This window comes from Acinetobacter sp. ANC 4173, assembly GCF_004331255.1.
Taxonomy (GTDB): Bacteria; Pseudomonadota; Gammaproteobacteria; order Pseudomonadales; family Moraxellaceae; genus Acinetobacter.
In genome coordinates this window covers 131,257-144,448 of sequence record NZ_SJOF01000005.1, presented here as the reverse complement: position 1 = coordinate 144,448, position 13,192 = coordinate 131,257, and the positions used below count along the sequence as shown (strand labels likewise).

Annotated in this window: 12 protein-coding genes; 4 read left to right on the top strand and 8 right to left on the bottom strand. The window is 40.5% G+C overall.

Features of this window, described 5'->3' with window-relative positions:
• Positions 1-73: 73 nt before the first annotated feature.
• Positions 74-700, bottom strand: a complete 627-nt coding sequence (locus E0H94_RS08270; RefSeq protein ID WP_131325958.1) for a TetR family transcriptional regulator — start codon at positions 698-700, stop codon at positions 74-76.
• A gap of 193 nt (positions 701-893) precedes the next feature.
• On the opposite strand from E0H94_RS08270, the gene rph reads away from it, so the two are divergent.
• Together rph and E0H94_RS18470 are read left to right on the top strand one after the other, a co-directional pair.
• Positions 894-1,610 (top strand): ribonuclease PH, encoded by a 717-nt coding sequence (rph, locus tag E0H94_RS08265; protein WP_131325957.1) that lies wholly within the window; start codon positions 894-896, stop codon positions 1,608-1,610.
• A 159-nt stretch (positions 1,611-1,769) separates the two neighbouring features.
• Positions 1,770-1,931, top strand: a complete 162-nt coding sequence (locus E0H94_RS18470; RefSeq protein ID WP_165495598.1) for a hypothetical protein — start codon at positions 1,770-1,772, stop codon at positions 1,929-1,931.
• Between the two features lie 4 nt (positions 1,932-1,935).
• Here E0H94_RS18470 and E0H94_RS08260 read toward each other — a convergent pair whose 3' ends face one another.
• A complete protein-coding gene (locus E0H94_RS08260; protein ID WP_131325956.1) occupies positions 1,936-3,774 on the bottom strand; it encodes an LTA synthase family protein in 1,839 nt (612 codons plus the stop codon).
• Positions 3,775-3,903: 129 nt separating this feature from the next.
• Positions 3,904-4,749, bottom strand: a complete 846-nt coding sequence (gene nadC / locus E0H94_RS08255) for a carboxylating nicotinate-nucleotide diphosphorylase (RefSeq protein WP_131325955.1) — start codon at positions 4,747-4,749, stop codon at positions 3,904-3,906.
• Positions 4,750-4,897: 148 nt separating this feature from the next.
• On the opposite strand from nadC, the gene ampD reads away from it, so the two are divergent.
• Together ampD and murJ are read left to right on the top strand one after the other, a co-directional pair.
• Positions 4,898-5,473 carry a 1,6-anhydro-N-acetylmuramyl-L-alanine amidase AmpD gene (gene ampD / locus E0H94_RS08250; protein ID WP_131325954.1) on the top strand — a complete coding sequence of 192 codons (576 nt, stop codon included), beginning with the start codon at positions 4,898-4,900 and terminating at the stop codon, positions 5,471-5,473.
• 93 nt (positions 5,474-5,566) lie between these two features.
• Entirely contained in the window at positions 5,567-7,108 is a 1,542-nt protein-coding gene (gene murJ / locus E0H94_RS08245; protein ID WP_131325953.1) for a murein biosynthesis integral membrane protein MurJ, read from the top strand.
• An 88-nt stretch (positions 7,109-7,196) separates the two neighbouring features.
• Here murJ and E0H94_RS08240 read toward each other — a convergent pair whose 3' ends face one another.
• The 5 genes from E0H94_RS08240 to E0H94_RS08220 form a co-directional block, all read right to left on the bottom strand.
• Complete coding sequence (locus tag E0H94_RS08240; RefSeq protein WP_131325952.1) at positions 7,197-7,886, bottom strand: FKBP-type peptidyl-prolyl cis-trans isomerase; 690 nt, start codon at positions 7,884-7,886, stop codon at positions 7,197-7,199.
• 210 nt (positions 7,887-8,096) lie between these two features.
• Entirely contained in the window at positions 8,097-8,801 is a 705-nt protein-coding gene (locus tag E0H94_RS08235) for an FKBP-type peptidyl-prolyl cis-trans isomerase (protein WP_131325951.1), read from the bottom strand.
• A gap of 222 nt (positions 8,802-9,023) precedes the next feature.
• A complete protein-coding gene (locus E0H94_RS08230) occupies positions 9,024-11,213 on the bottom strand; it encodes a polysaccharide biosynthesis tyrosine autokinase (RefSeq protein WP_131325950.1) in 2,190 nt (729 codons plus the stop codon).
• 18 nt (positions 11,214-11,231) lie between these two features.
• Positions 11,232-11,660 (bottom strand): low molecular weight protein-tyrosine-phosphatase, encoded by a 429-nt coding sequence (locus tag E0H94_RS08225; RefSeq protein WP_131325949.1) that lies wholly within the window; start codon positions 11,658-11,660, stop codon positions 11,232-11,234.
• Positions 11,660-12,763, bottom strand: coding sequence for a polysaccharide biosynthesis/export family protein (locus E0H94_RS08220; RefSeq protein ID WP_131325948.1), 1,104 nt, complete (start codon positions 12,761-12,763; stop codon positions 11,660-11,662). Before E0H94_RS08220 ends, E0H94_RS08225 begins: the two co-directional genes overlap by 1 nt.
• Positions 12,764-13,192 lie beyond the last annotated feature (429 nt).

Genomic DNA, 13,192 nt, shown 5'->3' with positions numbered 1-13,192 from the left:
TGTTAAAAAAACCTGCATTGTTTGCAGGTTTTTTTTATGAGATTTTCTAGCAGGTTACAATCTATATAACCACTTATTTGTGATGGGTGATGCCCTGAAACAGCAACTCTATTTGTCGGACGGTTTGATTTTTAAAATTTAGGCGTTGCTGTATCAATTGTGGGGTGTCGGTGCTCACCATTAAATTAATCCAAGACATTGCCCAGTTAAAAGATAAATTAATCAAAAGATTAGACAGGACTTGAAGGTCTTGAATAGCATAAGTCGGTTCGACTTCACTCAGTTCATTACTCAAATCTTCAATCAGATACTCAATTTCTCGAGCAATCGCATAGCGTAATAAAGCACTTCCACCCCAACGTTCAGCACTAATAAAAATCCACCATTCAGGATGTTGTTGTACCGCGGTAAAAAACTGATCTAGGCGAGGTTCTATGTCGGTATGTTGTAGTAGTAAGGAGGCTAACTTGAGTTCATGCAAGACCCGTTTATGTTGTAGGGCAACTTGATCAATTAATTCTAAACCGAGCTGATTTTTATCTAAGAAGTGACGATAAAACGCCGTTGGAACCAAACCAACATGACGCGTAATTTCTCGCAAACTCATGCTGCTAAAAGAAATTCCTGATGAACTTAAACTTAAGGCAGCATCCAGTAGGGCTTGGCGGCTTTGTTGTTTACGTTCATCTCTAATCGACATAATAGCTCTCGACTGGTTTTGATAGAGTTTACAAATTTTTTGTCCAGAAAAACAGCAGGAATTGGCGGGTAAAAAGTCGTGTTATGTCATTCAACTGAGTTTTTTGATGACAGGATTATGGATATCCCATTTGACAAGATTGCATCTGCTATACTTGTGCGCAACGAATTTCTGTCAATATTAAAGGCGAATTATGCGTATCGACCAACGTACTCTAGATCAATTACGTGATGTAAAAATTACCCGCAATTACACACGTTATGCTGAAGGTTCTGTGCTGGTTGAATTTGGCCACACCAAAGTGCTATGTACTGCCAGTATTGATAATTCTGTACCCCGTTTCCTAAAAGGCAAAGGACAAGGTTGGGTAACCGCAGAGTACGGGATGTTGCCACGTTCAACGCATACCCGTAGTGACCGTGAAGCGGCACGTGGCAAACAGTCTGGGCGTACTCAAGAAATCCAGCGTTTGATTGGTCGTAGCTTACGTGCCATGATTGATCTAAAAAAACTGGGTGAAAATACCATTACCATCGACTGTGATGTGATTCAGGCCGATGGTGGCACACGTACTGCTGCCATTACGGGTGCAGCTGTGGCATTGGTAGATGCCATGAATGTTTTGCTTGAACAAAAGAAAATTAAGCATGATCCATTAAAAGGTTTGGTCGCAGCTATTTCTGTCGGTATCTTCAAGGATGAGGTCTTATTGGACTTGTGTTATGAAGAAGATTCAAATTGTCAGACCGACTTGAATGTTGTCATGACGCAAGCAGGCGAGTTTATTGAAATTCAAGGTACTGCGGAAGATAAACCATTTACCCGTGCTCAAACCAATGCGATGTTAGAAATGGCTGAACAAGGTATTCAAGCCTTGATCCAGAAGCAGCAAGAAGCTTTGGGCTGGTAAGACGCTTAATCATGTAAAAAATTAAAAATGCATCCATCAGGATGCATTTTTTATTACAAAATCTAATCAAATCAAGATCAATCCATAACATGCGCTCAATTTTATGGTCATGATCGCTAGCTAGACTACATGTCATTCATTTTATTGGAGCATGTGTCTATGGCTCAATTTTTTATCCTGTTCTGTGCAGCGGTGACCTTTGCACTCATGGCGTGTGACCCGCGTCCTGCTGAATTAATGCAAACGGCGTCTGCTTGGGATCAAGCCCCTCATCCTGCACAACAAGCGCAACAAAACGCTAAAGATCAATCAGTCTCATAAAAACTTAGGATGCCTTTTGAGTCAGCAGTTGATAGCTATGATTCTTCCCATTCAATACATCCATATTTAAATCTTTGTATTGGTTTAACAATTGTGGATGAGGATGTTTACATTTAGGATTGAGTTCGACCCCTGTTTGATGAATGGCGCTGTAGCAAGAATTGACTTCCTGAATAAATTGATAATAAGGGGGCAGTGGTAATTGGGCTGCCGTGAGCACTTTAGGCGCAAGAAAGTGTGCGGGAATATTGCTTTGCGTAAACAGTTCACGGTCTATTGGATAGTTACTCCAGACCGCTAGCGGTGTGCTAAAAAACTTCACATCTTTCTTTTCAGCTTTTTCCTGAGCTGAGGCAAAGAAATGATAGTCATCATAGACTTGACCTAAATTGGGTAAATGATCACCAAAGAAAATGACAATAGTTGGGCGTTCCAGTTGTTTTAAATCTTGCAGCAATTGTTCAACATGTTGGTCCGCACGTTGTAAGCCAGTCAGATAGGTGTTCAGTTGGCGTTTGGAACTTTCACTCAATTCTGGCTGATCAATCTGGAAATGATCTTTACCATAGCGATCATCATTGTAGTTAAAGTGATTTTCGACCGTAATGGCATAAATAAATTGCGCTTGTTCGGTGTGTTTCAGTTGCTTGCGAATAGATTGATAGAGTAAATCATCGCTTGCCCAACCTGCCTGATTGATATATTTGGCACGATCTTGCGCACTGGTCATATTTTCCAGCGAAGTAAAGCGATTGAAACCTAAGTTTTGATAGACCGCGTTACGGTTGTAAAAAAACTTACCACTGTTGTGCATGGCGGTGGTGTCATAACCCAAACGATTTAAATACGTGGCCAAGGAGTAAGTAGGGCGTTTCAATTTGGATACATACATCAATTCATTATGATTTAAATAGATATTCAAACTGGTTAGGACTTCAAATTCCACATTGGCAGTACCGCCGCCAAAACTTGGTGAAAGCAAACTTGAGGTTTGATAGCGATCAAGCGTTGGGGTGATGTTCTGTGGAATACTTTTGCCCAACTGACGTGCATCCCAATGCGCCTCGCTCATGATCATCACAATATTGGGCTGTTGCTCAGGCTTAAGCACAGGCATGGTTGTGCTAAAAGGCGTATATAGCGCTTGGATGGTCGCTTCTGGAATATTTTCGGTATTAAACAATCGAGTATTCAGGCTATCCACCGACTTTGAAAAAAAGAAGGGAATAAAACCAATTTTTTGAATGGTGAGATGATCACCGATCCAATCACCTTTGGTGTTGGGAAAAGCTTGTCGATATTCACATAGCCAGCCGAGCTGGTTTTGTTGACATAACTGACCAAAGTTATTGCTAAAATTTGCGCTAACAAAAAATCCTAAACCGAAAAGAGACAGTAATGCATTCGAGAAAAACAGGCGTTTTTTCTCAAGCTGTTCTTTCCGGTAGAGAAAAACCATGAGGGCAATACATACAACAACCCCTGAGAGGACCGAAAACTTAAGTAACCCAGGCGCGACAACAAAGGTTTCTTTAATCAATAAGAAATCGCTAGGCACCAAACTGGCGGATAAATATTTCTCTTTTTGTGTATTGATAAAAATCAGCAGTAAAAAAATAAACTGACTAACAAAAATGGTAATAAAGGTTTTTCTAAAGAGTAAATAAATAAAGGAAATCAGGGCGTAATTAATCAGCACCGATATGACGATTTTTGCGCCATTCAAGTGAAAATATTGCTCGGGATTATTCAGGATGCGAGGAAGGGCAGGATAAAGGCAGAAAAAAGCCACAGACACGAGCGCAATCAGCAAAAATAAAATTTGCTGTTTCCAGATATTCATAACAGATGTTGAGGGAGGAGAAAGGCAGCTCAGGATTATAGAACTTTCAAAATTATTTTCAATGCACTTTATATAGATTCAAAAATTGGTGATCAGCCTTAACAGTGATCACCAAAATCGGATCAAGTATTAGCCATTAAAACGCATTGATAAATCAATGGCTTTGACATCTTTGGTCAGTACACCCATGGAAATATAGTCAACGCCTGTGGTGGCCACTTGGCGTAAATTGTCAATGGTGATGTTACCCGAGGCTTCTAATTTGCAACGTCCTGCCACATGTTGGACGGCATCAATCATTTGTTGCTGACTAAAATTATCCAGCATGACAATGTCCGCCTTGGCTTCAAGCGCTTGATTGAGTTCATCCCAAGTTTCAACTTCAACCTCGACAGGTTTGCCCGGCGCGATCTGATGGGCTTTGGCAATTGCTTCGGCAATGCCACCTGCTGCCATAATGTGATTTTCTTTAATTAAGAATGCGTCAAATAAGCCTAAACGATGATTTTGTCCGCCACCCACTGCAACGGCATATTTCTGCGCAATACGTAAGCCTGGTAGGGTTTTTCGGGTATCGAGCAATTTGGTGCTTAAACCATCTAGCTGTTTGACATAATCAGCAGTTTTGGTCGCGACAGCCGATAAGGTTTGAACAAAGTTCAGGGCAGGACGTTCTACCGTAAGTAAGCTGCGTGCTGAGCCTGCGAGTTTTAAAAATGCTTCATTGGCTGCAACTTTATCGCCGTCTTGTTTTAACCAAGTGACTTGAACTGAAGCATCAAAAGCCTGAATTAAGGCATCCACCCAAGGTTGGCCTGCAAGAATCATGTCTTCACGACTAATGATGGTCGCCGTTGCTTGCTCATCTTCAGGGGTTAATAAGGCCGTAATATCCCCATCACCAATGTCTTCTTGGAGTGCTTGTTGAATGTTGATCTGAATTGATTGTTCAAGCAGCGTTGGAGAAATACTCATAGTCTTTCCGTGTCTTTTTAACCCATGAAAATTGCGCGTTATCTTAACATTGTTCTAAACAGTTTATTGCGTAGATTTGAGATTTTATGATGAAAGTTTTAGCATGGTGTACTTATAAATAAAGCTTCAATATAGTGAGGAATGGATTATGCAGCAGCGCTCATCTTTTCAGGTTGTCGATGGTCAACTCATCGGTGCGAAGCAAATTCCATCGCCCAATTTTAATCAGCGACCAGCAGAGGCAAAAATTGAATTGGTGGTGATTCATAATATCAGTTTGCCGCCGTCACAGTTTGGGGGAGGTTATATCCAGCAATTTTTCCAGAATCAACTGGATTCAACGCTACACCCTTATTTTGAAACCATTCAAGAGCTGAAGGTTTCGGCACATCTGCTGATTTTACGTACTGGAGAAGTACTACAATTTGTGAATTTTCAGCAACGGGCTTGGCATGCAGGACGTTCATCTTATTTGGGGCAGCAGGAATGTAATGATTATTCGATTGGGATTGAGTTAGAAGGCAGTGATGACTGTGCCTTTGAAAGCCTACAATATGAGGTCTTAGCGCAAGTGATGGTGAGTTTGCAACAGGCTTATCCAACGATACAACAGCATGTGGCAGGGCACTCCGATATTGCGCCAGGGCGTAAAACCGATCCCGGTCCTTACTTTGATTGGGTGAAGTTCAGAAGCTTGGTACAACAGATTAAGAATACAAAATAAAAAGACATTTCCGTTGAGTTTAATCATTTAACAACGAATTTTTTTCACAAGTTTCATTACAATAGCGACTAATTTTTTTATTGGGTAGATACGATGGCGCTTTGGCGGTCGACCTTTATTGTCAGTGCAATGACCATGTTGTCTCGCGTACTCGGATTGGTCCGCGATATCGTCTTGCTCAATGTCTTTGGTGCAGGGAAGGATTTCGATACATTTGTGGTTGCATTCCGTATCCCCAATTTCTTTCGGCGTCTATTCGCGGAAGGTGCATTTTCGCAAGCCTTTATTCCTGTACTGACCGAATATAAAACCAGTAAGGCACATGCAGAAGTCCAGATTCTCATTAGCCGTGTGTTTGGTGGTTTGCTGACCATTATGACCTTGCTGACTTTTATTGCGATGGTGGCTGCACCCGCAATTTTGTATATCTATGCGCCGGGTTTCCATGCCGATCCAGAGAAATTTGATCTGGCCGTGAGTATGTTCCGCCTCACCATTCCATATTTAATGTTCATGTCACTGACCGCCTTTGCCAGCAGTATTTTGAACAGTTATGGCTCATTTGCTTCGCCAGCATTTTCGCCAGTCCTCCTGAATGTGGCGATGATTGCGGGAGCATGGTGGCTCACACCGTATATGGCTGAGCCGATTATGGCCTTGGGTTGGTCAGTTGTCGTGGCGGGGGTGTTACAGCTTGCGATTCAGATTCCAGAACTTTGGCGCAAAAACTTGTTGATTCCACCGAAGGTCGACTTTAAGCATGAAGGTGTCGATCGCATCATGAAGTTGATGCTACCAGCATTGTTTGGGGTATCCGTGACGCAGATTAATTTATTGCTGAATACCATTTGGGCATCCTTTATGCAGGATGGCTCGGTGTCATGGCTATATAGTGCGGAGCGTATGACCGAGTTACCATTGGGCCTGATTGGTGTTGCCATCGGGACGGTCATTTTACCGTCTTTGTCGGCACGATACGCAGAACAAGATCAACATAAATTCCGCGGGATGATGGACTGGGCCGCGAGAGTCATTGTTTTGGTTGGGCTGCCTGCCAGCATTGCGCTTTTTATGCTGTCGACCCCGATTATTCAAGCCTTGTTCCAACGTGGTGAATTCACTGTAGAAGATACGCGAATGACGGCACTGGCTTTACAGTGTATGAGTGCTGGGGTTATTGCTTTCATGTTGATTAAAGTCTTTGCACCTGGGTTTTATGCCCAGCAAGATACTAAAACTCCAGTACGCGTGGGTTTAATGGCGGTAGCAGCCAATGCTATTTTGAACGTGGTATTTATTGGTTTCTTTAAACTGATTGATTGGCATGCTGAACACATGGCGTTGGCAATGGCATCTTCTGGTTCGGCTTTAGTCAATGCCGGCATGTTGTACTTCTATTTGCATAAACGCCATATTTTCCGCTTTGGTCCGCATTGGAAAAAACTGTTTTTACAATACGGGGTGTCCAATATCGTCATGATTGCGGCATTGGCTTACGGCTTAACTTGGTATGATGGTAGCTTATCCCAATGGTTGCGCGTGGCCGAAGTGATTGGCTTGTGTGTGGTTGGTGTAGTAGCTTATCTGATTGGGTTAATTGTGATGGGGTTTCGTCCGCGTGATTTACGCCCATAAGCCTGATTTTAAATTGAAATCTAGACGCAATGCTCGCTACGGTGAATTGATTTAGAACGAAAAAAGGGACTGTGATCAGTCCCTTTTTTTAAGGCAAGACTTGTAATAGTTCGACATCAAAAATTAAGGTACTGTTTGGCTCGATAATATCTCCCGAACCGATCTGACCATAGGCGAGATTCGCTGGAATAAAGAAGCGATATTTAGCCCCTTCTTTCATTAATTGTAAGCCCTCGGTCCAGCCTTGGATGACTTGATTGACTTGGAATTCAGCAGGGTGTTGACGTGCAATCGAGCTATCGAAAACGGTACCATCAATCAGACGACCTTCATAATCCACTTTAACTTTTGAGCTGACTTTAGGGGTTTTTCCTGTGCCTGCTTCAAGCACTTGATATTGTAATCCTGATGCGGTGGTTTGCATGCCAGCCTTTTTGGCATTCTCTGCTAAAAATGCTGTCCCGATTTTACTATTTTCTTCAGCTTTTTTTCTTAATTCAAGCAGTTGTTGGGCTTCTATCTGTTTTTTGTATTGGGTTAAGATGCGTGCCATTTCTTCATCGGTTAATGAAGCTTCTTTGCCCTGAGCGGCTTCTCTGAGTCCTTGAATGAAGGCTTCAAGATTTAAATCTTTCATTGATTCGGCATTGGTGCGACCCATTAAATAGCCAAAGCTATACCCAACCTGTTCTGAGCTTGAACTGCTGGTGGTAATGGGTTTTGCAAAAGTAGTCGCGCTGAATAATAGCGTCGATGCCAAGAGAATTTGTATTTTCATTCAACCTTCCTAAAGTATTTTTCGTGTCGGAATATCTAAAAGTTTGGGGAATATCGATGACCGTTCTTTTTTATTTTTTGCACGTTAGATTTAAATCAGTCTCACGTTAACATCCTTTTACGTCGATCTGTTTGTTCGATTTAAACCTATATATTGTGCAAAATTTAATATTGACAGTGAAAGAAGGAGAGCTGAGCTCTCCTTCATTTTTTACTTTACTTTAATCAATTCAACATCAAAGATCAGTGTACTGTTGGCTGGAATCGTACCCGGTACGCCTTGTTCGCCATAGCCCAATTTAGCTGGAATAAATAAAGTGGCTTTACCACCTTCCTTCATCAATTGTAAGCCTTCGGTCCAACCTGGAATCACTTGGTTCAGTGGGAATTCAATTGGCTCACCGCGTTGGATTGAGCTATCAAATACTTTCCCGTCGACCAATTTACCCGTGTAGTGTACCGTTACGACCGAGTTAGCCGCTGGCTGTTTGCCAGTGCCTTCTTGAGTAATAATATATTGCAGTCCAGAAGCTGTCGTTTTTACCCCTGGTTTTTTGGCATTTTCAGTCAGGAAGCTGTCGCTTGCACTCTGTGCATTTTTAGCTTGATCTGCCTGTTTTTTCTGCATTTCTTGTTGGAATTGCTGATAAGCTTGCTGTAATTCTTGTTCGGTGTATGCAGGTTGTGTACGAGCATGACCTTCACGTACGCCTGTTACAAAGCTATTGATGTCAAGTTCAGGAGGTGTTTGATGTGCAACTTCATAACCTAAAGCATAACTAATTTTTTCAACAGCAGAAGCATTTTTAGAGGCTTTTGATGTGATCGCTTCAGGGTGTTTGGTGGCATAATAAACTGGAACAAGTGCAGCACCGCCTAAAATTACAGCAACAGCGATGGGTAAGGCTTTACTCATAGGGTTTTCCAAAATTCATTGTAGTAATCAAAAAATTGCTGCTATTTTAGCAAATTTTTTAATGCTTAGAGGGTATTTCAACCGACCATATATTTGGATATTACTATATGCCTGTATAGGCAAAGAAGCTATAACAGACTGATTCCCTAAAACATTTTTTATACAAATAAAAAGGACCAGCATTATGCTGATCCTTTGAGATGAAAAATAAGTGCTAAATGATTAATCATCTTTCGCATTTTTATAGGCATAGGCGTAGTTATAGCCATAACCATAACTTGTACCTGCCGTACGTTGAATATCGTTTAAGATAATCCCTGTCACTTTAACGCCCGCTTGTTCAAAACGATTAGCCACCAACTCAAGCTCTTTAATTTGTGTCTTGCCATAACGTGCAATGACAAGGTTAACGGCTGCGTATTGGGAAATGATAATACCATCGGTAACTGCCAAAATAGGTGGCGTATCGACAATGATATGGTCAAATTGAGTAGATAATTGCTCCAATAAGTTTTTAAAGCGCTCAGTACTGAGTAACTCAGATGGATTTGCGGGACTCTTACCGCGAGTAATCACCGATAAATTTTCAACTTCTGTCGTTTTGAGAATTTTTTCGAGTGGATGTTGACCATTGAGGTATTCAGCAAGTCCTGCTTGGTTATCTTGATGGAAATACTTATGTAAATAGCCGTTACGTAAGTCCGCATCAATCAACAATACACGTTTATTGTTTTGTGCCAAAATAACCGCAAGGTTGGTTGAAACAAAGGATTTACCGAGTTCTGGTGCGGGACCTGAAATCATAATAATGTTATTACGCGCATTATTGAGGGCGAAATGAATTGCAGTACGCATACTACGTAAGCTTTCAATCACAATATCATCACTATTTTTGACAGCAAGAATAGGGATATTTTTTTTCTTCTTCTTAATATTAATAAGACTTGCTTGCACAGGTGAGTGTGGCACAGCCGCATAGACAGGAAGATCCAGTTCAGTTTCAATTTGACCAGAATCTTTAATCCCTGTACGCAGCATATTTCGTATTAATGCGACTAATACACCTATAAACCCACCGACAAAAATCGATAACAACAGGACCAACAATTTTTTAGGCTTAATTGGTTGAATTGGCAATACAGCCGTATCGACAATACGGACATTACCAATTTCACCCGCTTTGGCAATACGTAACTGTTGATAAGAGTTTAACAGTGTAGTGTAGAGCTGTTGTTTAACTTCAACTTCACGATATAACTGTAAATAACGACGTTGTAGATCGGGTAATTGTTTCAGTGTTGCATTCAGCTCTTTAATTTTACTGTTAATTGTTGCCAGTTGAGCACCCATTTGTTGCATGGCTGGGTGTTCAGCAGTGTATTTTTCTGAAAGTTCAGCTTGTTTCTGTTCCAGTTCAATTTTTTGAGTTTCAAGGCTAATGCTTTGAGTGAGATAAAGTTCAGACTCTTTCGTGACATCAACGGTGTTGTACTGTTCACGGAATTTGTTGAACTCACGTTCAGCCACATCAAGTTGCTGTTTTAACTCTGGTAATTGTTCATCGAGAAACTTTAAAGTTTGTGCTGTTTCAGCAGAACGACGTTCAATGTTTTGTTTGCTATAAGCAACCAAAATAGAATTAAGAACTTTGGTAATGTGCTCTTTATCTGTACCTTGATAATTAAGTCCAAGTACGCCAGTAAGTTTGCCTTTTTCTGCGACCGAGTAGTTTTGAAGAATACTACCTACTGCTGCAGGTACAGACATCTTGCGAACATTGTAACTTGAACTTAATGAATCACGGCTAAAAATGTCAATATTCCAAGTACCAACTGAAGAGCGACTTTGGTTGAGCTGGTTTAATGTCCCTTTAAAAACCACTTCATTCGTCTTTTGATCAGTCAGGGTAAATTGCTTATCTTCAAACTTTAAAAGCAGTGGTTTATCTAGGTATTCAGCGGGAACATCAAACTTTCGAACTTGAAATGACTGTTCATTATTGTGAAAAGTGACAGCCTGTGGCAGATACTCGGTTTGAAAGCTGTCTTGATTCAGTAAACGATGAAAGGTTGTACCGTCTGTTGATGAAATACTAAAATCTAAATGCAGTTGTTGAATAACTTGCCCTAAAACCAAACGCGATCTCAGAATTTCAATTTCAGCTTGGGCAGGGGACTTCTGGTCGACCATTGACGATAAGTCACCCAATAAAGCTGCGGTACCTACACCTTTGCTATCTTCAACCTGTATGAGGGCATCAACTGCATAGATATCTTGAGTTGTTCTTAAATAAAGTAACGCACACACCAAACTTAAGATGGTACATAATGCAATCAGTTTCCATTGAGCAATTAACGAAAAGAACAGCTCTTTTAAATCAATTGTGTCTTCTGTATTGGTATTTTGGCTCATAATTTTGCTATCAATGGGTTAAATATATTTCTTCCAGTCATTTATACAGTTTTGTATAAGCTGACAGGTATCATCAAAAACGGCTTGTTCATGTTGGTAAGGGTCAGGGACATTCTTACCTTGCCAGTGACCTAATCGGAAGGTTTTTCCTTTGGAAAAAGGCCATGTCTGCTCAATATGTTTTTGCTGATTTTGACTCATGACTAAAATTAAGTCGGATTTTTTTATTAGGTCGGCATTTAATTTTTTTGCGATATGTGTCTGCATATCAATGCCATGCCTTTGCATACATAAAATGGCTTTATCATCAGCATTATGACCAACCAAACCTGAGATTCCAGCTGATTCAACATGAAGTTGAGGAAATTCCTGCTTTAAAAAGTATTCAGCCATCGGGCTACGACAAATATTTCCAATACAGACCACGAGAATATTTTGAATATGCATTATTGTCCCAAACGGTCGATATTATATAAAGCATTTGAGAAAGGTAGAATTTGGGTCACAATACGTTGCCAACGGGCTAGACCAGTAGAATCTACATAAACAATGTCGTTACGGTGCATTTTAAACTGATTGGCTAAGCCGAAATCACCCAAACTGAGTAAATTCATATGGTAAAGTTCAGTTTGTTGCGTTTGCGGATCGCTACGTAACACATAAATCCGACTGGCACTGGCAGTATTTGGATTTAATCCGAGGCTTTCACCTAAGACATCGCTTAAGGTCATGCCTTGATCACGCATCAATAAGGATTGATTTTTACCCGATTCACCCATCACGTAAACTTTCTGATTTTCTTTTGAATTTACATAAAGCGTATCATTGGGTTGAATTAAAAGATTGTGCAGTGAATAACCTGCTTTCTCTAAATCAATACTATTTAATTGAAAGGTGCGACCCTGACGAACCAAAGTGATGGAGGTGTTATCACCGAATTGTGTGTTAATGCCACCGGCTAGCCCAAGTGCGGTATAGACACTCACAGGTTGATCACTCAGGAAGAATTGTCCGCCTTTCATCACGTTCCCTTGTACAGAATAACGCTGCCCTTGATAAGACAGGACACGTGCAATTACGTCAGGGGTTTTTAAATAGCGATAAAGTTGGCTGCGCAGTTCCTGATTGACTTGGGCAAGTGACTTCCCAGCTGCTTTGTAGCGTCCAATAATTGGGAATTGAATATATCCTGCTTGATCGATTTGGAAGCCGTTGGCTTGAATCGATTGATCATTGTTAGCATTACTTACAGGTGGTGTAATTTCAGGATAAGCCCATAAATAGATAGACAGAATGTCACCAGGACTCAGTTTGTAGTTCAGTTGAGAATGACGAAATAAACTTGAAATATCTTGTATGTCAGTATTTTGGTTTTGCTGTAAATGACGCAAAGTGTTTTGGTTTAACTGGATAATATTTACAGAGCTTCCAAGTTCGGTTTGATAGATTCCTTGTTCAGGTAAATCATATGTTTGTAGGCCAGGCGCTAAAGCACAACCAGTTACGCCTAAACCTAGTGCTAGCAATACGCTATAGCGGTAGTAACTCACTCGAAAATAAACCCTATTTATTAAGTAATTTGAATGTTGAATTTGGGGTTCGGGAACCCGAATAATTTATATAAAACTGGCAAATATTATACCAATTAGCGTTTTTAATATAGCCTAGGATGTTAGTGAATCGTAATGTTTGTATAACATAGCCAAATAATTTTTTATGTAATAAGTAACTCGCATGCCTATGATGTAAATGGTTTTAAAAAAATACCTAAGTCTCTAAATTTGTCCGCACTAAAGAAGTGCGCTTACACGCTTATGATCATTTGTCAGAGAAACGATGTTATAGATTCTATGCAGAATGATCGAAACTGTTCAGATTCATATTGAGTTGAACAACATAATTTAGTCATTAAAGAAAAATGAATTTCTGCTATATTGCGCATGATTTACTGATTTCTTATCCTAATTAGCACAAGGCTA